Genomic DNA, 26,747 nt, shown 5'->3' with positions numbered 1-26,747 from the left:
GAAGATCCGGCGTGTGGGCGTTTGAAGGATTGGCTGGTTGCTCAGTTCAAGTAAAGTCAACGAACTTAACCTTGCCTGACAATATCGACCGAGATCTCCACCGCCGCAATCGTGCCTCTGTTCTCAAGCCAGTGCGTGGTGTTCCTGTCCTCGGGCCAGCCCACTCCCGGCCCGTAATCCGTGGCGACGCCATTTCGATGGTCAGTGATCGTTCCTTGCAGGATGTAGACGGTGCCTGGTCTGTCGACATGGTTGTGAATCGGCCCGAAGACGCCTCCAGGCTCGATGGTCACCCTGCGCATCCTGAGTTGGCGCCCGGCCATACCCTCGATCTCAGGCCCCAGGTCAATCGTTGACAGTAACGTCACCGTTACCCCTTTCGTCTCAGGCGCCACCTGTTCGTTGCTCATCGCGCGCTCCCAACTTTACTTACAGGGCCTAACTGGAAGTAAAGACCCTGAAAGGTGTGATCCGTTGGAAGGCGACAAAGGGTCGATTGCCGGCCTTCGCGACAGGCCGTTGTAGACCCAGGCTGTGTAAAAACGTATCCCTGCTTTTTGACCTATGTATCAAAATCCCAATCTGACACCTCCCACTACTGCGCAACCGCAAAACCGAACGTGTGCTCTTGCAGGCTCGTTTTGATCAACGCGGCCAGTTGCCGGATGGCGGGCGTCGGGTCTTCTCCACTGCTGTGAAGCACATAGCCAAGGCTTGGTACGGCCGGCAAGCCGGAAACGACGGCGAGATGACTCGGCAGCCCGATGCGAGTTCGCAGCGTCAAGCCCAAACCGGCAGCGACGGCCGCCCAGATACTCGCGACGCTGGGGCTGGTCAGGGCGATTCGCCAGGGAATTTTCGCGGCATCCAGTGCCTGTGTGGCAGCGCTACGCAATACGCAAGGCGCGTCGAACATGATCAATGGCAGCGGTGAGTCAGCAAGGCGGGTAAGTGACGGCATGTCACGAGCCCCGATCCAGTGCATCTGCGTTTCGCCCAGCCGCGTGGCATAGGGCGACATATGCCCTGTGTCCCATGTCAGGGCCAAGTCCAGGCCAGCACTTTCGACCAACGCAAGCAGTTCGGCGTTACGCGCGATCCTGACCTCGAGAATCACCATCGGGTAAGTCTGGACGAAGCGTCGAAGAATCTCGCTCAGTAAATGTTCCCCAAAGTCTTCTTGAAGCCCGAGGCGAATTGTCCCCGCGGTTTGGCTTTCATGCAGGGTCTGGAAAATGCCGTCGTTCAGTTCCAGCAACCGACGGGCATGACTGAGCAGTGATTCACCTGCGGGCGTCAAGACTAACCCTCGACCGGATTTGGCCAGTACCGGAGTACCGATCTGCTCCTCAAGTTTCTTCAATTGAGCGCTCACGGCAGAAGTCGATCGACCGAGACGATCCGCCGCTTTGGCAAAGCTGTTGAACTCCACGCCGGTGACGAAAGTACGCAATACATCAAGATCGAAGGTCGGACGGCGCATTGAATAGTCCACTAATTTGGGATGATCACCTCTATTAAATCTGATATTCGGAACTATCGCGACTTGATAGTTTTCCCCCCTGTCGCTTTAGCCATGGGAATAACTGTTATGCCGTTTTCACGTATTTCACTGCACCGGGGGAAGTCGGCCGAGTATCTACAAGCATTGTCCCAAGGGCTGCACGACGCCTTGGTTGATAGCTTCGAGGTGCCGAAGACCGATCGCTTCCAGGTCATCCACCAACATGAAGTGGGCGAGTTGATATTTGATCCCGACTACCTGGGTGGGCCGCGTAGCCATGACTTTGTGCTGATCACGATTACCGCTGGCCGCCCTCGAAGCGTCGAGACGAAACAGCGTTTCTACCGCGACCTGGTCGAGAAACTGACGCGAGCTCCAGGTCTCGACGCGGAGGATGTAATGGTGGTGATCACCACTACGGCCAGCGATGAATGGTCGTTTGGTGGTGGCCGGGGCAACTAGCCTTCAAGTTTGTGCGGGGTACGACGGCCATCGTGGATGACTGTACGGTGGCGGTGCACCCTGCGCACCGCCTACTCCAACCGCAACAAACTTTATCGCTTAGATGAATCCTGTGATACTTAATGCAAATTACTCTCACAAGCATTAGCATCTAAGGATCTATCCATGTCGACTTGTGCCACCCCGCCACGTCACTTCACCCCTGCCCGCAATCTTCTGGCCATGGCAATTTGCATGGCCACCCTCGCCCCAGCCTTTGCCGATGACAACAGCACCACCCCACCCGCCACCCTGGAACTAGACGCAACCGAGGTCTCCGGGAGCGGCCAACTGGGGAGTACCACGGAAGGCACCGAGTCCTACACCACCGGCGCGATGTCGACCGCGACCAAACTCCCGCTGACGATGCGTGAAACCCCACAAGCCGTCACCGTCATTACGCGCCAGCGCATGGATGACCAGGTGATGACCGACATCAACGACGTGGTCAAGGCGACGCCCGGTTTGTTCCTGGACTTTTCCTCTGGTCCTGGTCGGCAGATCTACAAGGCACGCGGTTTTGAAATCGACAACTTGATGTATGACGGCATCCCGAGTGGCTACAACGGCGTTAACGTTGGCGCCCAGCCTAACTTGGCCATGTTCGATCGAGTCGAGGTGGTGCGCGGTGCCACCGGCCTGGTGACAGGTGCAGGCAACCCTTCGGCCGCCATCAACCTGATCCGCAAGCGGCCATTGGCCGAGCAGAAAGTCACCCTGACCGGTGCGGCCGGCAGCTGGGACAACTACCGCGGCGAGGTCGATGCCTCCAGCCCGCTCAACGACAGTGGCACGCTGCGCGGCCGGGTCGTGACCTCTAACCAGGCCGCCAACAGCTTCATCGACAATGTCGAGGAGGACCACGGCCTGTTCTATGCCGTCACCGAAGCGGACCTGAGCGAAGACACCACCCTGACCCTGGGATTTTCCCATCAGAAGGACAAGACCAATTACTTCTGGGGCTCTTCGATGATCGGCCAGGACGGCCATCATCTGGACCTGCCACGTTCCTACAATCCGGGGACGGATTGGGAGAACAAGGATCAGGAGATCAACACCGTATTCGCCGAAGTCCGTCATCGCCTGGCCAACGACTGGAACGTTCAGGTCAACGCCAACTACTCCGAACAGAACGCGTTGTTCTCCGGCTCTTACCAATCGCGCTGGGTCAACAACACACTGGCCCGCACGGTCTACCAGGCCGACTTCGATGAAAACCAGGCCGGAGTAGACGCATTCGCCAGCGGGCCCTTCGAGGCGTTCGGACGCAGCCATGAACTGGTGGTGGGCGCCAGCAAGCGCATCTACGACATGACCACCCACAACTACAGCCCGTACGACACCAACTGGCCGTTCAATGCGGGTAAACCGGACTTCGTCCACACCAACAACCAGCGCGAAGTGACCACTCAGGATGGCGTCTACCTCACCACACGCCTGAGCCTGGCCGACCCGTTGAAGCTGATCCTCGGCGGGCGCCTGGACTGGTACGACTACGATAACCGGGATGGCGATGGCGACTACAAGGTCACCCGTAACCTCACCCGTTACGCCGGCTTGATCTACGACCTGGACGAGCATCACTCAGTCTACGTCAGCTACAGCGATATCTTCACGCCGCAGAGCTCCAAGGATACTTCCGGTAGCCCGGTCAAGCCGATCGTCGGCAAGAACTACGAGGTCGGCATCAAGGGCGAATATTTTGATGGCGCGCTGAATGCGAGCGTGGCGCTGTTCCGCGTCGACCAGGAAAACCGCGCCGTGCAACTGTTTACAGCAAACTGCCCACAGGCAACCTGCTACGAAGCCTCCGGCGAGATTCGCAGCCAGGGTATCGACTTCGAACTGCAAGGCGCCTTGACCGAAAACTGGCAAGTCGGCGGTGGCTACACCTACGCACGAACACACACCATCAAGGATGCCGCCAACCCGCAGAACGTAAACAAACAGTTCGACACCGACACGCCGGAGCATCTGTTCAAGCTGACCACCAGCTACCACTTCCAGGGCCCGCTGGAAAAACTGCGCGTGGGCGGCAACGTCTCCTGGCAGAGCCGCATGTACAACGACATCCTGCTGGCTGATGGCAGCAAATACCGCCTCGAACAGGGCAGCTACGCGATCACCGACCTGATGGCCGGCTACCGGGTCAGCCAGAACCTGGACTTGCAGGTCAACGCCAACAACATCTTCGACCGCAGGTACTACTCGACCATCGCCAACTCCGTGAGCTATGGCGGTGACTCCTACGGCAACCCTCGCAATATGATGCTGACCGCCAAGTACAGTTTCTAGAAAGCAGAAAAAAGGGGACGTAACTTGGAGCGTCCCCTTTTCAACCCATAGCAATGCACTTGCGACCATCCTCATGGTCTACCGGAAGCCGCAAATTTCACCTCCCGCACACATCTGCGCTAGAGAGACAAGTACATGAAAATGGCTGCCATTTTTGCACTCACCTGGATTGGCTTCACCTCAGCGGGTGCATTTGCCGGTGATCGGAACCAGGACTATCGAGAGGCAAGCAGGCGCCACTGGGAGCAGCAGCGGGAAATGGATCGAGCCGCAGACAGGAAACACCGCGAGCGCCATCAAGAGAGGGAGCGGGAAGAACGCAAGCATTATGAGGAAATGGAGCGGGAAGAGGCCAGGCGTAGAGCGCAGTACTATCAAGAGCGGTAGAACGTCTGCCGCGATTGGCTTCATCAGGCGCCTGATTCTGTCACTGCCTATATATCCGGAATTGAACTGGCCTGTAGCATGCAGAGACCTATGCCTCAGCAGAAAATCCGGATCAGACTATAACTTGACAGCCGTGGTCTGACCCGACTCTGCGATTTTGGCGCGATCTAGTTACCTTTACAAATATCTGGAAAAACCAAGCTTGAAAGTTCCTTGAAATTATTAGCATCAAGAAAACTCATGTCCTGCTTCGCGATCACGCGTCCAGGATAGCTTTTTTTCTTTCTGTCAAAAGTTGTGGAAACGAAGCCATGGTTACCGACCATTCTAAGCGCCTTTGAAATACGCTCAGGATAGCTCTTGCCTGCCCACTTCCGCAGGGTATCTTCTGGCGCACCACGCAAGTTCAGCTCCTCGCAAACGGCCTCTTGAACAAATCTACCAAGATCACAGGATGCGATTAGCCGAGCATCAATTGCGGCTAGATACCGCATGAGTATGGAGACGAGTGTAGAAATATCCTTAAGAGATGGCTCGCTCTTAGAACTGTATCGCTCAAGGGTTTTTTCGAAGTCTATACCGGCATGCTCGGCAGCCAGATACTCCTTATCCGCGATCAAGTCCGAAACGACCTTGGGATCTAGCGGATCCGTATCCATGTCGTGTACGAGTACATTGCGCCATGCAACCAATAGGACCACAGCCGAGTGATAGGACGGTCTTAGAGGAATGGCGGAAATGGCAGGTCCGTTCAAGGTTTGAGCGTGGGAAAAAAGCCCACCACAACGAGCATTCAACGATAGCGTTTTTTGTTTGCCACAGAACTTTTCCGAAAAATCACGCAGGACAGACTTGATCTCGGATGGGCGATCGATGACTTCATTCAGTCGCGTCTCGAGCATTGATATGCCGCTTGGCGTGAGCGCCTGGCCCCTTTGGATAATCTGAGGCTCTTTTCTCAGCACTGAACGTAAGGTCATATCAGCCAATGGGCTCGGACCAACGCCTAAGTCTTCAAGGTAATGATCCAAGGCATCACAGGCCGTTACCATCAAAGACTTTATTGCAAACCCTCTTGCCTCACGCTCAGCCTGGATGAGATCACCAGGAGCCCAACTAACAGCAAGATCCTTGGGTTTCAACGCGATTCCTGCACCGACCCCGCATAAACCGATCACGACACTGTTCAGGTTTCGCACCGGATTGCCAAGCTTGGTACGGAACAGCTTCAAAGCTCGCGTACGTAAAATTATAGTGCTCGTCATATTGCTGCTTAACGTGAAGTAGGCCGGATTCGAACCGGCATGGAGAAAACTTCTTCTCCCCCGCGGATAATGTAAAGCCGAAGCTTAAGTAAAGGGCGGGTGAGCTTACCGATGCTCAACTACTCCGTCGCGGATAGTACCAACGCAACTGAGTGATATCAACTCAACATCACTCAGAATGAGCCCGCTTCGGCCTCCGGGTAACGTTCGTTTGAGTGCCTCCATGCCGCCAAGCACAGTACTATCTGTAATCAGCCAATGAAAAAGGACCTTTCCTTGAACAAGAAACAACGTGACGACATCAGCAAGCTCCTCAGCTACGTACTACGCCATGCCCCCGAATCCATGGGGCTCGTCCTGGACCGCGACGGTTGGGCCGACATTGATAATCTGATTTCGAACGCCAACCAACATGGCCATACCTTCGACTACCAGATGCTGCACGAGGTGGTCGAGACCAACGAAAAGAAGCGTTTCACGCTCTCTGAAGATGGTCAACGCATCCGAGCCGCACAAGGTCACAGCACCGGGCAGGTCCAGGTGCAACACGTCGAAAAAACACCACCTGCCCAGCTCTATCACGGAACCGCCAGCCGCTTCATGGCCTCCATCGAGGTGCAGGGCTTGATGCCAGGCAGTCGGCACCATGTCCATCTGACTGAAAGTCCCGAAACAGCAATGGCCGTTGGCAAGCGCTATGGACAACCTGTACTACTCGCTGTTGATGTACAGGGTATGAGAGAGGCAGGGGTTCGGTTCTTTCAGGCGGACAATGGCGTTTGGCTGGTGGAGTCGGTACCTGCGGCCCACTTGAAGACGGTAGAGGACAAAACTCACACATGAATGGGTCCGTTTTTTACCGTGGTCTGACCCCGATTTCCTATGACCCCGATTTCTCATGTCCGGACGAACATCTTTCCAGCGGATTATGAAAGAAGCGCTCTCAGTTGCGCGGGAACGGCTACAACTTCTTTGGTTTCCGGCGAGACACATACATGAGTGACATTCGCCACAAAAGATAAGGGCCCATTAACAATGAACCCTTCGACCAAAAACGTGAACGAATGAACGCCCAACTTCGCCACGCTGACTTTGATAGACAACTCATCATCCCACGTCAAAGGCATCAGAAACTCCATTGACATGGCGCGTACGGGCGGCAATATCTCAAAGCCCATCAGGGTTCTAAGACCGGGCGTGCCCAGCCATTCATCGAGTGCCACATAGATAGCCTCTACTGAAAAATATGAAAATCGCGGTGTGTAAACCACTCCTGCCGGATCACAGTCGCCAAACAAAATAGTTCTACTGACGAAAACCGCCTTGGGCATTGGTCTATTTCCCTTTAGTTTTCAGAGCCTTGGTACATATTTTGTCACTCAAGGATGATAACCATTATGAGCGTAGAAAGCCGTATTAATACCTGGGACCGGCTTTCGCCGGTTCCGTGCGTTCATTGTCCAACCGCCCCCTCATACCGCCGCTGAATCCGCTCCAACTCCCCGGAACGCCGCAACTGCTCTAACGCACTGGCCCACGCCGCCACCACTTCATCGTCACTGTCAGGGCTGAAGGCGATGTACAGCGACGAGCGATACAGTTCGATAGGAATTCGCCGCAGCGTGCCCGGCGCGATGTTCAACTGACGGCTGTAGTAAGCCACGCCCGCATCGGTGTCGCCGATGATGATGTTGGTGCGTCCGGCAAGCAGCATGCGGTAAAGCAGCTTGCTCTCGGTGGCGCTTTTATCCAGGTTGTTGAAGCCCAGCGACTGCAACATCTGCGGCACCAGGCCGGCGTGGCGGGTGGTGATCTGCGGGGCACGCAGCAGTTGTTCCAGGGAGTTCACCGGCGGCGTACTGGCCAGTTGATAGGGATGGATGGACTCTTCCACGATCGGTCCGACCCATTTGTACAATGGCTCGCGCTCCGGTGTGCGGAACAGTGAGTACATGATGGTCTTGGGTCGCGTCTTCAGTACCTGGGTGGCTCGCATACTCGGCTGCAACAGCACCTCGAAGTCATTCCCGGTGAGCGCCATGATGGCCCGGACGATCTCGGTGGTCATGCCGGTGAGCTGATTGTTTTCCTGATAGTTGTACGGTGCCCACTCTTCGGTGATGACTTGATACTCCTCGGCCCCGGCATCAACCGTGCCGAGCAACAGGCAGAGCAGCGCTGCAGCCGGTGTCGAATGTCTCACGTGTTCTCCCGCCGGATTGTTCGGTGTTTGTACATGGATGAAGCCTGATTCAAGGGGGCAAGGTAAGCATAGACCCAAACACACGCCCAACAGTTGACGCAGTCCACATTCCGCCCCTTAGCAACCCCCAGGCCTTGGTGTACGATCAGCGCGATCCGGATATCGGCCAGCGTACGCGGCGCTCCCCTTTCGCCCTTCTCCCTGTGACCCCGCCCACATGAATCCAATCGACCCACTGTCGTTTCAACGCATCATCACCGCCCATGGCAACGTCGAAGGCGCGGCGTATTTCGACGCTGAGGAAAGCCTCGTCCATGACGTGTTTGCTGACCGCATCGTTTTCCAGACCAACTACCTGGATTACCGCAGTTATGAGGTCGATCTCGCCGAGGGCAGCGTACGCGTGCGCAAGACGCGGCTGGATAACTACTCGCGCGGCCATAAGGCACAGGTGATCGATGACGACATGGACGACGAGGACTGGGCCGAGCTCGGTAGCCTGTGGCAGCGCTTGAGCCACGACCTGGACACCCAGGAGCAAGGGCCTCAGCCCGATTTGGCCGAGACCCTGGCCGATCTGTTTGATTGCCTGTTCGACGAGGCGCGCGCGCAGGCGCTCATTCAAAACATCCCGGTGCCTACCGGGCAGTGGGATTGGGCTTGGACGCAGGTTGAGTCAGCGCTCACCGAGGCCAATCAGTTGGCGGGGTTCGAATGGAAGGAGTGGTCGTCCTACGGGGTCGATGCCGTCAATGCCCTCGCCCCGCTGCGGCAACTGGGCATTGAAATCCCTGCGCCTGAGCGTAAAGCCATCGATGCTATCAACCGCGCCAACGATTGGGAGCGTGCGCTCCTGCAGTATTTCAACGCCCAGCTGGAGGCCCATGACTTGAAGTTGTTGGCCATCGGCACGCACTTCGATGAATACCAGGCCTTCGCCTGCCTGCCCATGAACGGTCTGGGCCTGATCAACGCCCTGGAGATCATGGGCAGGCTGGGCATCGTCTACAAATATTAAGCGACTGACGCCACGCGCTTTCGGTCCGTTTTAACAAGCCCATAAAGGGCTACCCCTCCTTTGAGCCTCGAAGTGACGACATGACAAACTGTGATCAATGCGGGTTCCTCCTCCCTTACGACACTGCTGCTTGCCCGCGATGCGCCGGGGAAATTCAGTACATGGTAGAGGCACACGCGCCAAGGTCCCAGCCGTCGAAAGGGCAGAAAATCCTGAAATGGGTGCTGATCGGTATTGTGGTCGCAGTGCTGGCAGCGGTGGCGGCGGTCATGTGGATCTTGCACTCGCTGGGGCCGATGCCTTCTTTTGGTTGATGGCGACAGATACTTCCCAACCCACGGATGGATGAACACATGAAAACCACCATCGATCACCTCGTCATCGTGGCAACGGACCTCGATACCGGCTGCGCGTTCGTGACTGACGCATTGGGCGTCGCCCTTCAACCTGGCGGAGTCCATTCACGCATGGGCACCCATAACAGGCTGCTGCACCTTGGCCCCGGGCTCTACCTCGAAGTGATTGCCGTGGACCCGTCCGCCATACGTCCGGACCGGGCACGCTGGTTCGGCCTTGATCAATTGGCCCCCCATTCGCCGGCACGCCTGGCGACCTGGGTGGCACGCACCGATGATATCCATGCGGCTCGTGATGCCTGCCCTGGACTTGTCGGGGATGTCGAACCCATGACGAGAGGAACATTGAATTGGCAAATAACCGTACCGGCTGATGGAAGCCTTCCCATGGATGGATCAATCCCCACCCTCATTCAATGGGCACCTGGGCCTCATCCGGCGGACATGCTCCAGGACAAGGGCTGCACGCTATTGGCACTGGATGTCTTTCATACGAATCCGGAAAAAATCAAAGCGATCCTGACGGCCATGAACTTTTCTGGCCCGGTCCATCTTCATGCACTGCAAGCGCCTTCGGCACCCTACCTGGTTGCGCATATTCAAACGCCAAATGGCCTGAAGACATTGCCGCTTTTACACGTGTGACCGTTTGGGGCGGCTTCGCCACCCAGCGGGAGCAAGCTCCCTCGCCACGAAGACTCACCTCGCAACCGAAGCGAAACGCAGCTATTGGAATTTTCCAATAGTTGCTATCGATACCGGCGCCGTTCTCGTCCACGGCCTCTCTCTCTAATCTGCCCACCAACGCGATCGACGACGATCGCCGCAGATCAAACCGACCTTATGGAGAGAGAAACGATGAACACATTCAACCGCACCCTCGCTGTCGCCACCCTGGCATTGGCCACCCTCAGCGCCGAGGCCGCGTCGCCTGTCCAGGCCGCTGCCAGTGCGTCTGCTGTCGGCAGCGTGGTCCAGTCCGCCAGCTACATCACCACCAAGGATGGTGTCCAGCTGTATTACAAGGACTGGGGCCCGCGCGATGGTCAGGTCGTGACCTTCAGCCACGGCTGGCCACTGGACTCCGACAGCTGGGAAGGCCAGATGATGTTCCTCGCCTCGAAGGGTTATCGCGTGGTGGCTCACGATCGTCGCGGTCACGGTCGCTCCAGCCAGCCTTGGGAAGGCAACGACATGGATCACTACGCCGATGACCTGGCGGCGGTGATTGAAGCGCTGGACCTGAAGGACGTCACCCTGGTGGGCTTCTCGACAGGGGGCGGTGAAGTGGCTCGCTACATCGGCCGTCACGGCACCGCTCGAGTGAAGAAAGCCGTGCTGGTGTCCTCTGTCCCGCCGTTGATGCTCAAGACAGACACCAACCCTGGTGGCTTGCCTATCGAGGTGTTCGATGGCCTGCGCAAGGCGTCCCTGGAGAACCGCTCGCAGCTGTACCTGGACATCGCCTCGGGCCCGTTCTACGGCTACAACCGCAAGGGCGCCAAGCCATCCCAAGGGCTGATCCAGTCGTTCTGGGTGCAAGGCATGCAGGGTGGCAGCAAGAATACCTATGACTCGATCGCGGCATTCTCGGCGACCGACTTCCGCGGCGATCTGAAGAAGTTCGATGTGCCGACACTGGTGATTCATGGCGATGACGACCAGATCGTGCCTATCGACGCTTCAGGCCGAGCCTCGGCGGCGCTGATCAAGGGCGCTCGACTGATCGTCTACCCTGGCGCGCCGCACGGCCTGACCGAGACGCACAAGGATCGCCTCAATCAGGATCTGCTGACCTTCCTCAAGGAATAAAAGCCCAGATCCCTTGTGGGAGCGAGCTTGCTCGCGATGGCGGTAGATCAGCTTGCCTCAATGCTGAATCTGCCTACGCCTTCGCGAGCAAGCTCGCTCCCACAGTTGCTCCAGGATGGATCTCGGGTTCAATGCCGCAACAACTTACGCAATGGAATCTCATCCTTGCGCACCGGTGACTTGATGACGATGTAGCTGAAGTACTTGGAGATGCCGATGTTTTTGTCCAGCAGGCTTTCCATCACGTCCTGGTAGTCCTGGATGCTGCGGGTCATGAAGCGCACCAGGTAGTCGTAGCCGCCACTGATGAGGTGGCATTCGAGTACTTCATCCACCAGGCGGATGTTGGATTCGAACTTGGCGAAGTCCTCACGCTTGTGGTCGCTCAGGGTGACTTCGGTGAAGACCGTTACCGAATCGGTAATCTTGGCCAGGTTCAGATGGGCCTTGTAGCTGGAAATGTACCCCAACGACTCCAGTCGTTTGACCCGCTGCAGGCACGGGCTGGCGGACAAGCCCACGGCATCGGCCAGGCTGACGTTGGTCATGCGGCCATCTTTTTGAAGCTCTACCAAAATGCTGATGTCGATCCGGTCCAGTTTCGCTAAACCTTCCATCGCATACCTCTTGCCTGCCGTTTGTAAGACAATCTTCTAACAAAATCAGCGTCGTAAGGACAGCTGATGCTGAGCGACCAGATCAGCCATGCTGTTGATGCAGTAGTCCGCCGCACAGGGCGCGGGAGACATGTCGGCGTTGCGGCAGATCAGGCAGACAGCCCCAACCGACCGTGGGTGGGCGCCGGGACGGGTCACCTGGAGAATCGTCTCGGCGCTCAGGCCATTGGCCGCCAACCAATCGTGATCCTGCAACGGGTCGCTCGCCAGCGAAATAAAATCATCAGGCTCGATGCCCAGGCGCTCGCACAACACGCCCCGGTCCTCGGCATCGCGATCCCCCTGCACCAACAACCGATAGAACTTGCGCAGGTAGAGCATCGCACCCGGCGCATCCTCGAACAGCGTCCAACCGGCAGCCGAGCGGGCGAAGCTCATGCCCTCCTCCCAACTGACCTTGAGCTTCCAGCGCTCGGCCAATTGACGGTGGGCGAAACACAGCAAGCCGCTGAAGCCCAATTCGCCGAAACGCGGGTACAAGGCTTGCAGCACCTCGTCAAAATCGGCGAGCACCTGTGCTTTGTCCAACGGCTCGCCATGGTTTTCCAGCAACGGTTGCAACGCCGTCCAGACGCCGGAGTCCCGATCCACCAGGACCTCATCGCAGTCGATCAACAACGCCCGATATTCAGTCAGCCTCATCTGTAAAGCCTCCGATGATGTCCCATCGATCAACGCTCCATTAACAACCGCCACTGACGCTCGCCCAGGCAAACGTCATGAACGCGGGCGTCAGCCCAGGACGCGTGCCAAGGCGCCGTCGAGAATCTGCAACGCTTCGTCGATCTGCGCCTCGCTGGTCACCAGCGGCGCCAGGAAGCGCAAGACGTTGCGGTACACCCCGCACTTGATCACCAGCAAACCACCGGCCCGGGCTTCGTCGATCAGGCGTTGGTTCAGGTCGGCGTCCGGGGTGCGCGCGTCGTCATGCTTGATCAGTTCGATCGCCAGCATGAAGCCGCTGCCGCGCACGTCGCCGATCTGCGGGTAACGGGTTTGCAGATGCAACAGGCCCTGGCGCAAGCGCTCACCCAGGACTTCACCACGGGCCAGCAGCTGTTCCTGCTCGTACGCCTCGATCACCGCCAGCGCCGCCGCGCACGACAGCGCATTACCGCCGTAAGTACCGCCCAGGCCACCCGGCAGTGGAGCGTCCATGATCTCGGCCTTGCCAACCACGCCCGACAGCGGCAAGCCACCGGCGAGGCTCTTGGCGACCGTGACCAGGTCCGGCTGGATGCCGGCGTGCTGGAAGCCGAACCATTTACCGGTGCGACCGAAACCGGTCTGGATTTCATCGAGAATCAACACAATGCCATGCTTTTGCGTCAATGCGCGCAGGCCCTGCAAAAACTCGACGGGGGCCGACAGGAAACCGCCATCGCCCTGCACCGGCTCGATGATGATCGCTGCGACCCGTTCAGGTGCCACTTGAGTGGCCAGCAGCTCGTCCAGTGCCTGGAGCGCCATCGCGCTGGTGACGCCGCGATAGGCATTCGGATACGGCGTGTGGAAGACCTCCGGGGCGAACGGACCGAAGTTCTGTTTATACGGCTGGCTCATGCCGGTCAGCGTGGTGCCGAGCAAGGTCCGGCCATGGAACCCGCCGCGAAAGGCAATCACGGCCGAGCGGTTGGTGTGGGCCCGGGCGATCTTCACCGCGTTTTCCACCGCTTCGGCACCCGAGGTGAAAAATGCGGCTTTATAGGCATGCTGGCCGCCGATCATTTCGCACAGGCGCTGGGCCAGGTCCAGGTAAGGCTTGTAGGCCACGACCTGGAAGCAGGCATGGGAGATCTTCTGCAGCTGGGCCTGCACGGCCGCGACGACCTTGGGGTGATTGTGGCCGATGTTCAACACACCGATGCCGCCGACGAAGTCCAGGTAGCGCTTGCCGTCCACGTCCCATAATTCCGAGCCCTGGGCCCGATCGATCACCAACGGGTGCGCGGTGACCAGGCCACGTGGCACGAATTGATCACGCTGACGGAGCAAACTTGGGGTTTCTTCGACTTTACTGTTCATTGGCATTTCCCATCGTGAGCCTCGCAGCCAGGAAGCGGCTGCGGTGTGTTCACAGGTTAAGCGTTCGACGCGATTGTCTAAGCCGAACTTGGTCGTTGAGAAATTCGGATCGACTGTTTACACCCCGGCAAACAGCAGAATCCTCCAGAGGCATTCCAGCCCCATGGAATCTGCCGCAAGAGGCACCTTGCAACGCAGCGTGATGCTGCTACACCGGCCCTTTCGACAGATCCTGCTCTGGCATTGAGGCATGCTAGGGGCTCCTTGATTTCAGGCGAGAAGTGACCCATGGCCCTGCTCTATAAAGCTGACCCGGTACGCGGCGAACACTGGCGGCGCCTGTTCGCCGAACACGCGCCGGACATCGAATGGCGTGCCTGGCCAGACATCGGCGACCCGCGGGATATCCAGTACCTGGCGGCCTGGCAGGCACCGGACGACATCGAAACGCTGTTGCCGAATCTGCGAGTGCTATTCGCCTTGTCAGCCGGCGTGGATCAACTCGACCTAAGCCGCTTGCCGACAACGCTGCCGGTGGTGCGCTTGCTCGACCCCGGCATCAGCCAAGGCATGTGCGAGTACGCCAGTTTCGCCGTGCTCAGCCTGCACCGGGACATGTTGCGCTATCGCCAGCAACAGGCCGAACGGTGCTGGCAAGCACACCGGCTGGTGCCCGCCGGGCAACGCCGGGTGGGCGTCATGGGCCTGGGTTTGCAGGCACGGCAGATACTCGCCACCTTGAAGACCTTTGGCTTTGCCTTATCCGGTTGGGCCCGCAGCGAACATCACATCGACGGGGTGGCGTGCTTTGCTGGCGACGAGCAATTGCCGGCCTTTCTCGGCCAATGCGAGATTGTGCTGTGCGTCCTGCCGTTGACCGAACAGACCCGAGGGATCCTCAACCGCCAGCTGTTCCAACACCTGCCCAAGGGCGCAGCGTTGGTCAACATGGGCCGAGGTGGGCACCTGGTGGAAGAGGACCTGCTTGAAGCCCTTGCCGACGGCCAACTCAGCGCCGCGGTGCTGGATGTCCTCGAGCAGGAGCCAGCGCCAGCGGACCATCCCTTCTGGCACCATCCCCACATACTGTTGACCCCGCACATCGCGGCGATGACTCAGCCTGAAAGTGCCTTTGGCGTGTTGCTGGAGAACATCCGCCGGCATCAACGGGGTAAATCGATGCTGGGCCTGGTTGATCGTGAGCGCAGCTATTGAGCCCTGACGGCCTCTGGTTTCGATCTGAACAGCGAAAAAACGACCCGGTATTTACTGCTGGCCAAGCGTCTGATTTGAGCAAGAAATGTGGCCGGCAGGGCCGTTGCTTACGCAAGATACCGAATCGATGTGCCGCCCTTGCCAGGCCCGGTGGCAGGTGAGATACAAAGACTTTCAGCGCACATATCCATCCGATTTCGTCCCTTATTTTATGGTGATCAGCCATGTCCATTTCGCAACGCCCTACTTATTTCTATCGTGCCATGACCACCACCGACGTGCCTTCGGCCCATGCCTTGTCCGTGCAGTTGAAATGGCCCCATCGCCTGGAAGACTGGGCGATGTTGCAGCGCGTCGCCCAGGGGTTTGTCGTGGAAGACCAGGGTCGTTTGATCGGAACGGCGTTCACCTGCGCCCAAGGGGACTACGCCACCATCGGCCTGGTGATTGTCGACGATGAGTACCAGGGCCAGGGAATCGGTCGCAAGCTGATGGAACTGGCAATCGAAGCTTGCGGCTCGCGAACCGCCATCCTCAACGCGACCCTGGCCGGTGCCCCGCTGTATGCCAGTCAGGGGTTCGTTGATTTTGGGCATATCCAGCAGCACCAAGGGCAAGCGCTGGTTCCGGCCCCACTGGAACTGGCCGCCGGCGAGCGCTGCCGCGAGCTGAGCGCAGCCGATCACGCCGAGCTGATCAAACTGGCCAATGCCGGGAGCGGGCTGGAGCGGAGCGTTGTGCTCAATGACCTGTTCGAGGTCGTTGAACATTCAGCGGGTATCGAGCGCGACGGTCACTTGTGCGCCTTCGCCCTGCTGCGCCCCTTCGGCCGTGGCCGCTGCATTGGCCCGGTCATCGCCCAGAACCTGGAACAGGCCCAACACTTGATCGCCGTGCTGCTGGCTCAGGTGCCGGACGCATTCGTTCGCATCGACATCCCTTCAAGCAGCGGCCTGGCCCCTTGGCTGGAAGAGGCCGGGCTCAAGCAGGTCGACACCGTCGCCCAAATGGCACGGGGCACGCCCCCGCAGGCGAGCGGTGCGGTTCGACAATTTGCGCCGGTGACCCAGGCCATTGGCTGAAACCCACACTCCCCTCAACGCTTCCCTGGAGAATCATCTTCATGCTCGAACCCACTGCAGTGCTGTTGGCACACGCCGATGGCCGCCTTGCCTCAACCCCGTTCACCCCGGGCTCGCTGGGCGCCAACGATCCGTTCGACCGACTCATCGCCTATGCCGGGGCGGATGGCATGGCTGCCGGCGTGGTCCGGGCGAACGGGCTGTTCAGCGTCGATGAATACCCCTTCAGTGAGACGCTCGTGGTGCACGCCGGCGCAGTGACGCTGCGCAGCCAGGGGCAGACGCTGCAGCTCAAGCCGGGTGAAAGCGCGGTGATCGGTCGGGGCACGGCACTTGAGGTCGAGGCGCAGCCCGGCTCGCTCTGGGCCTTCTGTGCCGAGACCCAACGCATCGAAGCGCACCTTGCCGGGCTGACGGCACTCCCCGCCCACACCCTGCTCTCGCCTTCTGCTGCCCCGGATGACGAGATCCTGCTCAGCCCGCCGCCGCAATGTCGCTCGCACAATCTGTTTGTCGAAGAAGCGAGCAACCTGCGCATCGGTATCTGGGACTCGACGCCCTACACCCGCAAGTCACGACCGCACAAACTGCATGAGCTGATGCACCTGCTCGAAGGCAGCGTCACCTTGCAGGCAGCCGATGGCAGCGACTTGACGGTCAACACCGGCGACACCGTTTTCGTCCCGCTGAATGCACCGTGTGCCTGGAAAAGCAGCGTCTATGTGCGCAAGGTGTACGTCGTCAAGTAATCCGGTGTATGGCAGCACTTGCTCGCGATGGCGGCGGCACAGCCAACATCACCACTAGCTGATCCACCGCTATCGCGAGCAAGCTTTGCTCCCACAACGGGTTGCGGGTGGATGTGAAATCTGCGGCCAACCGAGAACCCAATGTGGGAGCGGGCTTGCTCGCGATGGCGGCGGCACATCCAACATCACCACTAGTTGATCCACCGCTATCGCGAGCAAGCTTTGCTCCCACAACGGGTTGCGGGTGGAGGTGAAATCTGCGGCCAACCGAGAACCCAATGTGGGAGCGAGCTTGCTCGCGATGGCGGCGGCACAGCCAACATCACCACTAGCTGATCCACCGCTATCGCGAGCAAGCTTTGCTCCCACAACGGGTTGCGGGCGGAGGTGAAATCTGCGGCCAACCGAGAACCCAATGTGGGAGCGGGCTTGCTCGCGATGGCGGCGGCACAGCCAACATCACCACTAGTTGATCCGCCGCTATCGCGAGCAAGCTTTGCTCCCACAACGGGTTGCGGGTGGAGGTGAAATCTGCGGCCAACCGAGAACCCAATGTGGGAGCGGGCTTGCTCGCGATGGCGGCGGCACAGCCAACATCACCACTAGCTGATCCACCGCTATCGCGAGCAAGCTTTGCTCCCACAACGGGTTGCGGGCGGAGGTGAAATCTGCGGCCAACCGAGAACCCAATGTGGGAGCGGGCTTGCTCGCGATGGCGGCGGCACAGCCAACATCACCACTAGCTGATCCACCGCTATCGCGAGCAAGCTTTGCTCCCACAACGGGTTGCGGGTGGAGGTGAAATCTGCGGCCAACCGAGAACCCAATGTGGGAGCGAGCAAGGTTTTTTGGCGGGTGGCGGCGGATCAGCAAAAAAAAGCCCGCAGTGTGAGCGGGCAAAAGGTGTCGCAGGTTAGATCGAGCCTCAGAGCACGGCGGCGATGGCCCGGCCAACATCCTGGGTCGAACCTTGTCCACCCAGGTCGGGGGTGATGGGGCCTTCGGCGATTACTTGTTCGATGGCCTTGAGAATCCCATCATGGGCCGCGCGGTAGCGTTCATCGCCGTTACCCAGGAAGTCGAGCATCAAGGCGCCGGACCAGATCATCGCGATCGGGTTGGCGATGTTCTGCCCATAGATATCCGGCGCCGAGCCATGCACCGGTTCGAACAGCGATGGGTAGCGGCGCTCCGGATCGAGGTTGGCCGACGGTGCGATGCCAATGGTGCCGGCACAGGCCGGGCCCAGGTCGGAGAGGATGTCGCCGAACAGGTTCGACGCCACCACCACATCAAACCGGTCCGGCTGCAAAACAAAGCGAGCGCACAGGATGTCGATGTGTTGCTTGTCCCACTTCACATCCGGGTACTGCTCGGCCATCAATGCCGTGCGCTCGTCCCAATACGGCATGCTGATGGAGATGCCGTTGGACTTGGTGGCCGCTGTCAGGCGTTTGCGCGGTCGGGTCTGAGCCAGGTCGAAGGCGAACTTCAGGATGCGGTCGACGCCTCGGCGGGTGAACACCGACTCCTGCAGCACGAACTCATGCTCGGTGCCTTCGAACATCTTGCCGCCGATGGAAGAATATTCGCCCTCGGTGTTTTCACGGATCACCACGAAGTCGATGTCCCCCGCCTTGCGCCCGGCCAGGGGACACGGCACGCCCGGAAACAGCCGCACCGGGCGGATATTCACGTACTGGTCGAAGTCGCGGCGGAACTTGAGCAACGAGCCCCACAGGGAAATATGATCCGGCACCTTGTCCGGCCAACCCACGGCGCCGAAGTAGATCGCGTCGAAGCCCTTGAGTTGTTCGAACCAGTCGGCGGGCATCATCTGCCCGTGCTCCAGGTAGTAATCGCAATGGGCCCAATCGAGCACTTCGATGTCCAGCGACAACTGCCACTTTTTCGCGGCTTGCTCCAGTATCCGCAGCCCTTCCGGCAGGACTTCCTTACCGATGCCATCGCCGGCAATCGCAGCGATTCGAAATGGTTTGCTCATCAATCGTGGCTCCCTGGTGTCTGTTCAAATGACGGTCGCATCACAACCCACCGATGTGGAAGGCTTTGACTTCAAGGTACTCGTCCAGGCCGTACTTGCTGCCTTCGCGCCCCAGGCCCGACTGCTTGATGCCGCCGAAGGGCGCGACTTCCATGGAGATAAGCCCGGTATTGAGCCCGACCATGCCGAACTCCAGCGCCTCGCCGAAACGCCATGAGCGGCGCAGGTCCTGGGTGAAGTAATAAGCGCCCAGGCCATAAGGCGTGGCATTGGCCAGGGCCAGGGCCTGCTCCTCAGTAGTAAAGCGCATCAGCGGAGCCACCGGGCCGAAGGTTTCTTCGTTGGCCAGCAACATCCCGGCGTGGGCCTCCCCCAATACCGTTGGCTGGACAAACTGACTGTCGCCCTCGGGAACACCGCCACAGAGCAGACGCGCGCCCTGGCTCAACGCATCGTCGATGTGCCGGGCGACTTTGTTCACCGCAGCGAGGTTGATCAGCGGGCCGATCATCACGTCAGCCTCCAACCCGTTGCCGACCTTGAGCTTGCCCACCTCCTCTACCAGGCGCGCGGCGAAGCGTTCGTAGATACCGTCCTGCACCAGGATGCGGTTGGCGCAGACGCAGGTCTGGCCGGCGTTGCGAAACTTGCTGAGCATGATGCCGGCCACCGCCTGCTCCAGGTCTGCATCGTCAAACACGATGAACGGCGCGTTGCCGCCCAGCTCCAGGCTCAAGCGCTTGATGTGCTCGGCGCTCTGGCGCATCAGCAAGCGCCCGACCGCCGTAGAGCCGGTAAAGGAAATCTTGCGTACCGTCGGGTTGCCGGTCAGCTCTTCGCCGATACCGGCCGGCATGCCCGTCACGACATTGAACACGCCGGCCGGAATCCCGACCCGCTCGGCCAACACCGCCAGGGCCAAGGCCGACAAGGGGGTCAGGTCCGAGGGTTTGACGATGACCGGGCAGCCGGCCGCCAAGGCCGGTGCGCACTTGCGGGTGATCATCGCATTGGGGAAATTCCATGGGGTGATCGCGGCACAGACACCCACCGGCTGCTTGAGCGTAAGCAGGCGTCGGTCGCCGCTGGGCGCCGGGATGGTCTCGCCATAGACCCGACGGGCCTCTTCGGCAAACCATTTGGCGAAACCGGCCCCGTAGCGGATTTCGCCTTTGGCTTCGTTCAACGGCTTGCCCTGTTCACAGGTCATGATCAGCGCGAGGTCGTCGAGGTTGTCCATCATGGCTTGATACCAGCGCTCCAACAGCGCTGCACGCTCCGCCGCCGGACGCGCGCGCCACGCTGGCCAGGCGCGCTCGGCGGCCTCGATGGCACGCCGGGTTTCCACGCCTTGCATCGCCGGTACACGGGCGAGCACCTGACCGGTGGCCGGGTCAATGACGTCAAGGGTGGCGGCGTTGTCGGCGCCGATCCACTGGCCGTCGATGTAAGCGAGTTCTGCCAACAGGCTGGGGTCTTTCAATCGATTCTTGAGCATGGTCGCGTCCTGTTCCGAGGTGATTCCAGTCTAAGGAGATGCCACGGGGCAGGATGCTGAAAGCGGGGTTTGGGCAGTGTTGGATGCTGAAGTTTCGAGGTGGGACGGCAGGCTCTACCGAGGCCCCAGGCTAAGCACCGAACACTGAATACTGAACACTGAACACTGAATACTGTGGGAGCAAAGCTTGCTCGCGATGGCGGTGGATCAGGCGACATCGATCAAGACCGTGTCATCGTTCATCGCGAGCAAGCTTTGCTCCCACAGGTGTGCTCCCATAGGTGTGTTCCCACAGGTGTGCTCCCACCTTTTGTTTTGTGCAGGGCTTAGATTTTCAGCGAGCCGAGCAACCCTTCCAGAAACCGCTCCCCGGCCTCCATCTGGCTGATCTCGATGAACTCGTCGGGCTTGTGCGCCTGTTCGATCGAGCCTGGGCCACAGACCACCACGGGCACGTCCAGGCGCTGCTTGAACAGGCCGCCTTCGGTGCCGAAGGAGACCTTGGCGGTGCCGGTGTCCGGGGTGGCGAAGTTTTTCAGGAAGCGCACGGCTTCGACGCTCGGATGGGTGTCGAGGCCCGGATAGACGTTGAGGGTTTCGATCTCGATGTCCGCGACGCTGGAGAGCTTTTTCGCCTCGCGCACAATCACCTCGGCGCGCTCGCGCAGTTGCTCCAGGAACAGGTCCAGATCGTCGTCCGGCAAATTGCGCACTTCGAAATCCAGGGTGCACAGGTTCGGCACGATGTTCAGTGCCTTGCCGCCGACAATCTGCCCGACATGCACGGTGCTGTAGGGCACATCGTAATCCGCGTCCTGGGCGCCTTGTTCCTGCAATTGCTGCTGGCTCTGGCGCAACGCCGCGATGAAATCGCAGGCCACGTGAATCGCATTGACCGAGCGCGGTGCCAGCGATGAGTGCGCTTCCAGGCCGCGACAGTAGGTGCGATAGGAGCCCTTGCCCTTGTGGCCGAGCACGAACTGCATGTTGGTCGGCTCGCCAATCACACACAGAAACGGTCGCACCGGCGCCAGGTGCAGCACATCGAGCAAGCGCCGCACCCCCACGCAACCGATCTCTTCATCATGGGAAAGCGCCAGTTGCAATGGCCGGTTCAAGGAGTGGTCAGCGGCATCGAGCATGGCGTCGATGGCCAGCGCAATGAAACCTTTCATGTCACAACTGCCACGCCCGTACACCCGTCCATCGCGCACGGTCGCCTGGAACGCCGGAACGGTCCAGGCCTGCCCCGCCGCCGGCACCACGTCGGTGTGGCCGGACAGCAGGACCCCGGGCAACTCACGCGGACCGGTGCTGGCGAACAGGTTGGCCTTCTTGCCGCTCTCATCCTTGACGATCAGCGACTCGATACCCTTGCTCAGCAACAGCTCGCGCACGTACTCGATCAGGGCCAGGTTCGATTCTGAAGAGACCGTTTCAAACGCCAGCAGGCGTTCGAAAATGGCTAACACGCGGGGTTTCATGAGGCCTTGCTCCGTTGCTCGGCGGAAAGGGCGAACCGGCGGATGGAGAACGGCTCGATGAAGGTTCGAGTGCTGCCGGTGCTGATCAGTTCAGCCATGACATCGCCAACGCCCGGACCGAGCTGGAAGCCATGGCCGCTGAAGCCGAACGCATAGTACAAGCCATCGACGTTGCCACTGGGCCCCATCACCGGCAGGGAATCGGGCAGGTAGCCTTCGATGCCGCTCCACACGCGGATGATGTTGAGATTGCCGACACCCGGCAGCAGGCGACGCATCTGGTCCAGTTGGTTGAGGATGCTGCGCGGCTCGACATAGGCCCGGCGGTTGAGCATGTCCGGCTTGCAACGATAGCCGCCGCCGATGACGATATTGCCCCGGGGAATCTGGCGAAAATAGATCACTTCTTCAGGAATCTTGGTGTACACGCCGATCACCGTCGGCAAGGCATAAGGCACCGGTTCGGTGACGGCCATCTGCGGTCCGTTGGGCTCCAGCGGCACTGGCTCGCCGAACTGCGCCGAGAGCTTCTGGCCCCAGGCGCCCGCAGTAATCAACAGTTGCGCGGCGCTGAACTGACGACCATCGGTGGTGCTGATGCTGAACCCGTCACCGACCTTCTGCACCTCGGCCACCTCGGTGCGTTCCTCGATGCGCGCACCGAGTCGCCGCGCCGCCCGGGCAAACGCCGGGGCGGCCAGACGCGGATTGGCGTGACCGTCGTGGGGCGCATAGGAGCCGCCCTTGACGTCCTTGCCGAGAAACGGAAAACGCGCATGCAGCTCGCTGCCGCGATAGATCTGCAAGTCCAGTTGCGCCGCTTCCGGTGCCGCTGCGTAAGCCTCAAGCTCGGGTATTTCATCCTCGCGATAACACACGCGCATGTGCCCGCTGGCGATGAACTCCAGGTCGTCGTCGATCAGCTCCGGCAAGCGTTTCCACAGCGCCCAGGACCGATTCGCCAGTTCCAGTTGCCCGAGAAAACGCCCCTGGCGCCGCACATTGCCGAAGTTCACGCCGCTGGCGTACTGCCCGATCTGGTCACGCTCCAGCAGGATCACCGACTGCCCCCGTTGGCGCAGGAAAAACGCTGCCGCCGAACCCATCAGGCCGCCGCCGACAATCACCACATCGGCTTTATTCAGCGTCATGGCGTCACCTCTCGAGTGAGCATCGAAAGTGGTTTCACGGGGGCCTGACCACGCTGGCGCCCCACCTCCTGCACTTGAACACCCGCTGCTGCCGCAATCACTTCGGCCCCGGCCTGGGAGCAATAACGCCCCTGGCAGCGGCCCATGCCGACCCGGCTGAACGCCTTGGCCCGGTTGACTTCACAGGCGCCCTTTTCGCTGACCGTGCGGCGCAGTTCGCCGGCGCTGATCATCTCGCAGCGGCAAACGATGGCCTCGTCCGGCAAGGCCTTGGCTTGTGCCGCTGGCCAGGGAAACGCCTGGGCCAGGCCGAGGCGAAACGCATCCATTACCTTGAGCGCCTGGCGCTGTTCGGCGACGAGTGCGGCGTCCACCGGCTGCTGCAGATCGCTCAACAACGCCAAGGCGACCAGGCGCCCGGCATGCTCGGCTGCATCGGCGCCACGGATCTTCGAACCATCACCGGCGGCGTAGACACCGCTGACCGAGGTCCGCCCCTCCTCGTCCGTGTCCAGCAGCCATTGGCTGGAGGCCTCGTCAAAGCGCAGGCGGCAGCCTGCCAGGTCGGCCAGTTGGGTTTCCGGGCGCAAGTGATAACCCAGCGCCACCGCGTCGCACGCCACCGTCAAGGTTTCCCCGCTCGCGCTACGAACCCGCACGCCGCTGACACCGGTGGTCGCCTCGCCCAGAATTTGCAGCGGCGAAATACCCAAGTGCACAGCAATCTTCGCCCGGTACAACTGCGCCAACAGTTTCATGCCGGTGAACAGCAAGCTCGGGCGCGCCATGAGTTTGGGCAAGGCTTTGATGCGCTGGCCCAGCGGCGATGTGTCCAGCACTGCCGCGACGTTGGCGCCGGCCTTGAGGTATTGGCTGGCGACCAGATACAGCAACGGTCCGCTGCCCATGAACACCACGCGGTGGCCGATGGAAACCGCCTGGGCCTTCAAGGCGATCTGCGCGCCGCCGAGGCTGTAGGTACCGCCCAACTGCCAGCCCTCGATGGGCATCAGGCGGTCGGTGGCGCCGGTGCAGAGGATCAGCGCGTCGTAATCCACCGTCGTGTGCTGGCCCTGGCTGACGCAGCACAATTGCCCGGGTGTCAGGTTCCACACCAGGGTGTCCGGACGGTAGTCGATCTGCGGGCGCAAGCGGTCGAAGCTTTCGTGCAGGTCGCGGGCCTTGTCCGCCTCGGTGCCGTACAGCGTGGCGTAGCTGCGGGTGAACCCTTCGGGCTGGCGCCGGTAGATCTGCCCGCCATCGCGACGGTTTTCGTCGAGCAGGATCGGCTTGAAGCCCGCAGCGACCAGGGTCTGGGCGCAACGGATGCCGGCCGGTCCGGCGCCGACAATGACGACTCGATGCGTGTTCAGCCGCGCAGTGGCCATATCGCCTCCGGTTGTTGAGTAATGATGTCCAGCCCTTCGCGCACTTCATTGGAGCAAGCTCGCAGGCGCTCGCCGCCGCGGGTCCAGACCCAGCAATCCTGGCAGGCGCCCATCAGGCAGAAACCGGCCCGGCTGCCCGGATCGAATTCCGACTGGCGCAACGCCGGGCCGTGGGTCAGCAATGCGACCATCAGGGTGTCGCCCTGCAACGCCTCGACCGAGACGCCATCCACTTTCAATTTGACGACGGGCCGGCCCTTTTCGGCCAACCTCACGAAACGCGCGTTCATGCGTAGGCTCCCACGATCATGCTGTTTGAATCCTGTTGGCGCTTGAGCAACTCGGCACTGTCGTGATGACAGAGCACCTCGCTGCCGCCGTCGATAATCCGCCGGGGCGGCGCGGTGTGGTTGCACAGGCCGTCGACCCGCGCCGGGCAGCGATTGAGGAAGGTGCACAGCTCCGGCACCTCGGCGCGCGCGCCCAACGCCGGCAGCGTGCCGCAGGTGGTGGCGCCACAACTTTCCAGCCAACCCTGACGCATCTCCGGTACCGAGTGGATCAGCAGGTCGGTGTAGGGATGGAACGGCGCCTGGGCGAACGATTGCCGGCTACCCTCTTGAACCTTATGGCCGCTGTACATCACCACAATGTCGTCGCACAGCGCCCGCACCGTGGAGATGTCATGGCTGATGAACAAGTAGGACACCCCCAGTTGCTGGCGCAGGTCGCGCAGCAGTTCGAGAATCGCCGCGCCGACCACGGTGTCGAGAGCCGAGGTCACTTCATCGCACAGGATCAGGTCTGGTTTGGCCGCCAGCGCCCGGGCCAGGTTGACCCGCTGTTTCTGTCCGCCGGAGAGTTCGCTCGGGCGGCGCTCGGCCATGTCCCGTGGCAGACGCACCAGGTCGAGCAATTCGCCGATACGCTCACGCAGCGCCGCGCCCTTGAGGCCGAAATACATCTTCAACGGCCGGCTCAGGATGGTGCTGATGCTGTGCATCGGGTTGAGCGCGGTGTCGGCGTTCTGGAACACCATTTGGATGCGCCGAAACTGTTCATCCGTGCGCTCGGACAGGCTGCCGCCCAGCGGCTGACCGTCAAACGTCAGCCCGCCCAGGGCCGGGGTCAACAGCCCGGCCACCACTCGCGCCAGAGTCGATTTTCCAGAGCCTGATTCACCGATCACACCGATGGCCTGGCCCCTGCGCACGGTCAGGTCGATGTCTTCGAGCACCCGGATCGCCGGCATGCCGTGCTGGTTCTTGTTGCCGTAGCCAGCGGTCAAGCCCTTGATGGTCAGCAGTGGCGTGTCTTCGGCCACACCGCATGGCGGGCGAATCGTCGTGTCCGGCCGTGCCGCCGCCAGCAGGCTGCGGGTGTAGGCGTGAGCCGGGCCCTTGAGCAGCGGCGCGGTGGCGCTCTGCTCGAAGATCTGCCCGCCGTTGAGCACCACGATCTGGTCGGCCATCTGCGCCACGACGGCCAGGTCGTGGGACACGTAGACCGCCGTCGCGCCACGTTCGCGCACCACCCGCTTGAACGCACGCAACACGTCGATCTGGGTGGTCACATCGAGGGCCGTGGTCGGCTCATCGAGCACCACCAGCAGCGGATCGCTGATCAGCGCCATGGCCGCCATCACCCGCTGCAGTTGCCCGCCGGACACTTGATGGGGATAACGCTGGCCGATGCGCTCGGGATCCGGCAGCGCCAGGTCGCGGAACAGTTCGATGGCCTTGGCTTCGAGCACGGCACGGCTGCCCAGGCCATGGATCAACGCGCCTTCCACCACTTGGTCGATGAGTTTCTTGGCCGGGTTGAACGCCGCCGCGGCGCTTTGGGCGATGTACGACACCCGATTGCCGCGCAGGCCTTGCAGCTCGCGCTCACTCAAGGCGAGCATGTCGTGCTCGCCAATCTGCACCACCCCACCCGCCAGGCGACAACCGCGCCGGGCATAACCGAGCAGCGCCAGGGCGATGGTGGTCTTGCCCGAACCGGACTCGCCGATCAGCGCCAGCACTTCACCTTTCTCCAGGGAGAAACTCACGCCCTTGACGATCTCCACCTCGCTGCGCTCGCCACAGGCGACCACACGCAGGTTCTCGACTCGGATCAACTGGCTCATA

General features: G+C 60.5%; 26 protein-coding genes and 1 tRNA gene. 11 read left to right on the top strand and 16 right to left on the bottom strand.

Annotation, left to right across the window (positions count from 1 at the left end):
* Positions 1–65: 65 nt before the first annotated feature.
* Positions 66–410: a cupin domain-containing protein gene (locus F7R20_RS17690; RefSeq protein WP_013693659.1), complete on the bottom strand. Its 345-nt coding sequence runs from the start codon at positions 408–410 to the stop codon at positions 66–68.
* A 185-nt stretch (positions 411–595) separates the two neighbouring features.
* A complete protein-coding gene (locus F7R20_RS17685; RefSeq protein ID WP_003203147.1) occupies positions 596–1,483 on the bottom strand; it encodes a LysR substrate-binding domain-containing protein in 888 nt (295 codons plus the stop codon).
* Between the two features lie 108 nt (positions 1,484–1,591).
* On the opposite strand from F7R20_RS17685, the gene F7R20_RS17680 reads away from it, so the two are divergent.
* The 3 genes from F7R20_RS17680 to F7R20_RS17670 all read left to right on the top strand — a co-directional run bounded on the left by F7R20_RS17680 (position 1,592) and on the right by F7R20_RS17670 (position 4,687).
* Positions 1,592–1,966: a tautomerase family protein gene (locus F7R20_RS17680; protein ID WP_003203150.1), complete on the top strand. Its 375-nt coding sequence runs from the start codon at positions 1,592–1,594 to the stop codon at positions 1,964–1,966.
* A 165-nt stretch (positions 1,967–2,131) separates the two neighbouring features.
* Positions 2,132–4,300: a TonB-dependent siderophore receptor gene (locus F7R20_RS17675; protein WP_003203152.1), complete on the top strand. Its 2,169-nt coding sequence runs from the start codon at positions 2,132–2,134 to the stop codon at positions 4,298–4,300.
* Between the two features lie 135 nt (positions 4,301–4,435).
* Positions 4,436–4,687, top strand: coding sequence for a hypothetical protein (locus F7R20_RS17670; RefSeq protein ID WP_013693663.1), 252 nt, complete (start codon positions 4,436–4,438; stop codon positions 4,685–4,687).
* 167 nt (positions 4,688–4,854) lie between these two features.
* Here F7R20_RS17670 and F7R20_RS17665 read toward each other — a convergent pair whose 3' ends face one another.
* Positions 4,855–5,919, bottom strand: coding sequence for a hypothetical protein (locus tag F7R20_RS17665; RefSeq protein ID WP_170291496.1), 1,065 nt, complete (start codon positions 5,917–5,919; stop codon positions 4,855–4,857).
* Positions 5,920–5,966: 47 nt separating this feature from the next.
* Positions 5,967–6,078 (bottom strand) — tRNA-OTHER (locus F7R20_RS17660).
* Positions 6,079–6,228: 150 nt separating this feature from the next.
* Between F7R20_RS17660 and F7R20_RS17655 the strand changes: the two genes are divergently transcribed.
* On the top strand, positions 6,229–6,795 hold the full coding sequence (locus F7R20_RS17655; RefSeq protein WP_003203156.1) for an RNA 2'-phosphotransferase: 567 nt from the start codon (positions 6,229–6,231) through the stop codon (positions 6,793–6,795).
* 83 nt (positions 6,796–6,878) lie between these two features.
* Here F7R20_RS17655 and F7R20_RS17650 read toward each other — a convergent pair whose 3' ends face one another.
* Together F7R20_RS17650 and F7R20_RS17645 are read right to left on the bottom strand one after the other, a co-directional pair.
* Entirely contained in the window at positions 6,879–7,283 is a 405-nt protein-coding gene (locus F7R20_RS17650) for an acyl-CoA thioesterase (protein WP_013693665.1), read from the bottom strand.
* Positions 7,284–7,405: 122 nt separating this feature from the next.
* Entirely contained in the window at positions 7,406–8,155 is a 750-nt protein-coding gene (locus tag F7R20_RS17645) for a substrate-binding periplasmic protein (protein WP_003203157.1), read from the bottom strand.
* A 217-nt stretch (positions 8,156–8,372) separates the two neighbouring features.
* Between F7R20_RS17645 and F7R20_RS17640 the strand changes: the two genes are divergently transcribed.
* From F7R20_RS17640 to F7R20_RS17630, 4 genes are all read left to right on the top strand, one after another.
* On the top strand, positions 8,373–9,173 hold the full coding sequence (locus tag F7R20_RS17640; RefSeq protein WP_003203159.1) for a DUF6630 family protein: 801 nt from the start codon (positions 8,373–8,375) through the stop codon (positions 9,171–9,173).
* A gap of 161 nt (positions 9,174–9,334) precedes the next feature.
* Positions 9,335–9,487, top strand: a complete 153-nt coding sequence (locus tag F7R20_RS31665) for a hypothetical protein (protein ID WP_003203160.1) — start codon at positions 9,335–9,337, stop codon at positions 9,485–9,487.
* Between the two features lie 39 nt (positions 9,488–9,526).
* A complete protein-coding gene (locus F7R20_RS17635) occupies positions 9,527–10,174 on the top strand; it encodes a VOC family protein (RefSeq protein WP_003203162.1) in 648 nt (215 codons plus the stop codon).
* A gap of 213 nt (positions 10,175–10,387) precedes the next feature.
* Positions 10,388–11,341 carry an alpha/beta fold hydrolase gene (locus F7R20_RS17630; protein ID WP_003203164.1) on the top strand — a complete coding sequence of 318 codons (954 nt, stop codon included), beginning with the start codon at positions 10,388–10,390 and terminating at the stop codon, positions 11,339–11,341.
* A gap of 128 nt (positions 11,342–11,469) precedes the next feature.
* On the opposite strand, the gene F7R20_RS17620 is transcribed toward F7R20_RS17630, so the two are convergent.
* From F7R20_RS17620 to gabT, 3 genes are all read right to left on the bottom strand, one after another.
* Positions 11,470–11,958 (bottom strand): Lrp/AsnC family transcriptional regulator, encoded by a 489-nt coding sequence (locus tag F7R20_RS17620; RefSeq protein ID WP_003203167.1) that lies wholly within the window; start codon positions 11,956–11,958, stop codon positions 11,470–11,472.
* 45 nt (positions 11,959–12,003) lie between these two features.
* Positions 12,004–12,660 carry an HAD family hydrolase gene (locus F7R20_RS17615; protein WP_003203169.1) on the bottom strand — a complete coding sequence of 219 codons (657 nt, stop codon included), beginning with the start codon at positions 12,658–12,660 and terminating at the stop codon, positions 12,004–12,006.
* Between the two features lie 90 nt (positions 12,661–12,750).
* Positions 12,751–14,043 carry a 4-aminobutyrate--2-oxoglutarate transaminase gene (gene gabT, locus F7R20_RS17610; RefSeq protein ID WP_003203170.1) on the bottom strand — a complete coding sequence of 431 codons (1,293 nt, stop codon included), beginning with the start codon at positions 14,041–14,043 and terminating at the stop codon, positions 12,751–12,753.
* A gap of 288 nt (positions 14,044–14,331) precedes the next feature.
* Between gabT and F7R20_RS17605 the strand changes: the two genes are divergently transcribed.
* The 3 genes from F7R20_RS17605 (at position 14,332) to F7R20_RS17595 (ending at position 17,089) form a co-directional block, all read left to right on the top strand.
* Positions 14,332–15,258, top strand: a complete 927-nt coding sequence (locus F7R20_RS17605; protein ID WP_003203172.1) for a 2-hydroxyacid dehydrogenase — start codon at positions 14,332–14,334, stop codon at positions 15,256–15,258.
* A 224-nt stretch (positions 15,259–15,482) separates the two neighbouring features.
* The gene (locus F7R20_RS17600) at positions 15,483–16,340 is read left to right on the top strand and encodes a GNAT family N-acetyltransferase (protein WP_003203175.1); all 858 of its coding nucleotides are present in this window, start codon (positions 15,483–15,485) and stop codon (positions 16,338–16,340) included.
* Between the two features lie 41 nt (positions 16,341–16,381).
* Positions 16,382–17,089 carry a cupin domain-containing protein gene (locus F7R20_RS17595; protein ID WP_003203178.1) on the top strand — a complete coding sequence of 236 codons (708 nt, stop codon included), beginning with the start codon at positions 16,382–16,384 and terminating at the stop codon, positions 17,087–17,089.
* Between the two features lie 925 nt (positions 17,090–18,014).
* On the opposite strand, the gene F7R20_RS17580 is transcribed toward F7R20_RS17595, so the two are convergent.
* The 7 genes from F7R20_RS17580 to F7R20_RS17550 all read right to left on the bottom strand — a co-directional run bounded on the left by F7R20_RS17580 (position 18,015) and on the right by F7R20_RS17550 (position 26,746).
* Positions 18,015–19,094 carry a tartrate dehydrogenase gene (locus F7R20_RS17580; protein WP_003203180.1) on the bottom strand — a complete coding sequence of 360 codons (1,080 nt, stop codon included), beginning with the start codon at positions 19,092–19,094 and terminating at the stop codon, positions 18,015–18,017.
* Positions 19,095–19,134: 40 nt separating this feature from the next.
* A complete protein-coding gene (locus tag F7R20_RS17575; protein WP_003203184.1) occupies positions 19,135–20,592 on the bottom strand; it encodes an NAD-dependent succinate-semialdehyde dehydrogenase in 1,458 nt (485 codons plus the stop codon).
* A 326-nt stretch (positions 20,593–20,918) separates the two neighbouring features.
* Positions 20,919–22,076 carry an acetylornithine deacetylase gene (gene argE, locus F7R20_RS17570; RefSeq protein ID WP_003203187.1) on the bottom strand — a complete coding sequence of 386 codons (1,158 nt, stop codon included), beginning with the start codon at positions 22,074–22,076 and terminating at the stop codon, positions 20,919–20,921.
* Complete coding sequence (locus F7R20_RS17565; protein WP_003203190.1) at positions 22,073–23,227, bottom strand: NAD(P)/FAD-dependent oxidoreductase; 1,155 nt, start codon at positions 23,225–23,227, stop codon at positions 22,073–22,075. Before F7R20_RS17565 ends, argE begins: the two co-directional genes overlap by 4 nt.
* Complete coding sequence (locus F7R20_RS17560) at positions 23,224–24,615, bottom strand: FAD/NAD(P)-dependent oxidoreductase (RefSeq protein ID WP_003203192.1); 1,392 nt, start codon at positions 24,613–24,615, stop codon at positions 23,224–23,226. Before F7R20_RS17560 ends, F7R20_RS17565 begins: the two co-directional genes overlap by 4 nt.
* Entirely contained in the window at positions 24,597–24,905 is a 309-nt protein-coding gene (locus F7R20_RS17555) for a (2Fe-2S)-binding protein (RefSeq protein WP_003203193.1), read from the bottom strand. The genes F7R20_RS17560 and F7R20_RS17555 overlap by 19 nt, the downstream gene beginning before the upstream one ends.
* Positions 24,902–26,746, bottom strand: a complete 1,845-nt coding sequence (locus F7R20_RS17550; protein ID WP_003203195.1) for an ABC transporter ATP-binding protein — start codon at positions 26,744–26,746, stop codon at positions 24,902–24,904. Before F7R20_RS17550 ends, F7R20_RS17555 begins: the two co-directional genes overlap by 4 nt.
* Position 26,747 lies beyond the last annotated feature (1 nt).

Origin of the sequence: Pseudomonas brassicacearum subsp. brassicacearum, from assembly GCF_008801605.1 — a bacterium.
GTDB lineage: Bacteria > Pseudomonadota > Gammaproteobacteria > Pseudomonadales > Pseudomonadaceae > Aquipseudomonas > Aquipseudomonas brassicacearum.
This window is presented reverse-complemented; position numbering and strand designations above follow the sequence as displayed.

Bases quoted from the DNA above. Each gene is read 5' to 3' on its own strand.
- F7R20_RS17595 (WP_003203178.1), top strand. From the start codon at position 16,382: ATGCTCGAACCCACTGCAGTGCTGTTGGCACACGCCGATGGCCGCCTT.
- F7R20_RS17630 (WP_003203164.1), top strand. From the start codon at position 10,388: ATGAACACATTCAACCGCACCCTCGCTGTCGCCACCCTGGCATTGGCC.
- F7R20_RS17620 (WP_003203167.1), bottom strand. From the start codon at position 11,958: ATGGAAGGTTTAGCGAAACTGGACCGGATCGACATCAGCATTTTGGTA.
- F7R20_RS31665 (WP_003203160.1), top strand. From the start codon at position 9,335: ATGGTAGAGGCACACGCGCCAAGGTCCCAGCCGTCGAAAGGGCAGAAA.
- F7R20_RS17680 (WP_003203150.1), top strand. From the start codon at position 1,592: ATGCCGTTTTCACGTATTTCACTGCACCGGGGGAAGTCGGCCGAGTAT.
- gabT (WP_003203170.1), bottom strand. From the start codon at position 14,043: ATGAACAGTAAAGTCGAAGAAACCCCAAGTTTGCTCCGTCAGCGTGAT.
- F7R20_RS17560 (WP_003203192.1), bottom strand. From the start codon at position 24,615: ATGGCCACTGCGCGGCTGAACACGCATCGAGTCGTCATTGTCGGCGCC.
- F7R20_RS17640 (WP_003203159.1), top strand. From the start codon at position 8,373: ATGAATCCAATCGACCCACTGTCGTTTCAACGCATCATCACCGCCCAT.
- F7R20_RS17690 (WP_013693659.1), bottom strand. From the start codon at position 410: ATGAGCAACGAACAGGTGGCGCCTGAGACGAAAGGGGTAACGGTGACG.
- F7R20_RS17650 (WP_013693665.1), bottom strand. From the start codon at position 7,283: ATGCCCAAGGCGGTTTTCGTCAGTAGAACTATTTTGTTTGGCGACTGT.
- F7R20_RS17670 (WP_013693663.1), top strand. From the start codon at position 4,436: ATGAAAATGGCTGCCATTTTTGCACTCACCTGGATTGGCTTCACCTCA.
- F7R20_RS17675 (WP_003203152.1), top strand. From the start codon at position 2,132: ATGTCGACTTGTGCCACCCCGCCACGTCACTTCACCCCTGCCCGCAAT.
- F7R20_RS17600 (WP_003203175.1), top strand. From the start codon at position 15,483: ATGTCCATTTCGCAACGCCCTACTTATTTCTATCGTGCCATGACCACC.
- F7R20_RS17605 (WP_003203172.1), top strand. From the start codon at position 14,332: ATGGCCCTGCTCTATAAAGCTGACCCGGTACGCGGCGAACACTGGCGG.
- F7R20_RS17550 (WP_003203195.1), bottom strand. From the start codon at position 26,746: ATGAGCCAGTTGATCCGAGTCGAGAACCTGCGTGTGGTCGCCTGTGGC.
- F7R20_RS17565 (WP_003203190.1), bottom strand. From the start codon at position 23,227: ATGACGCTGAATAAAGCCGATGTGGTGATTGTCGGCGGCGGCCTGATG.
- argE (WP_003203187.1), bottom strand. From the start codon at position 22,076: ATGAAACCCCGCGTGTTAGCCATTTTCGAACGCCTGCTGGCGTTTGAA.
- F7R20_RS17555 (WP_003203193.1), bottom strand. From the start codon at position 24,905: ATGAACGCGCGTTTCGTGAGGTTGGCCGAAAAGGGCCGGCCCGTCGTC.
- F7R20_RS17685 (WP_003203147.1), bottom strand. From the start codon at position 1,483: ATGCGCCGTCCGACCTTCGATCTTGATGTATTGCGTACTTTCGTCACC.
- F7R20_RS17615 (WP_003203169.1), bottom strand. From the start codon at position 12,660: ATGAGGCTGACTGAATATCGGGCGTTGTTGATCGACTGCGATGAGGTC.
- F7R20_RS17635 (WP_003203162.1), top strand. From the start codon at position 9,527: ATGAAAACCACCATCGATCACCTCGTCATCGTGGCAACGGACCTCGAT.
- F7R20_RS17575 (WP_003203184.1), bottom strand. From the start codon at position 20,592: ATGCTCAAGAATCGATTGAAAGACCCCAGCCTGTTGGCAGAACTCGCT.
- F7R20_RS17580 (WP_003203180.1), bottom strand. From the start codon at position 19,094: ATGAGCAAACCATTTCGAATCGCTGCGATTGCCGGCGATGGCATCGGT.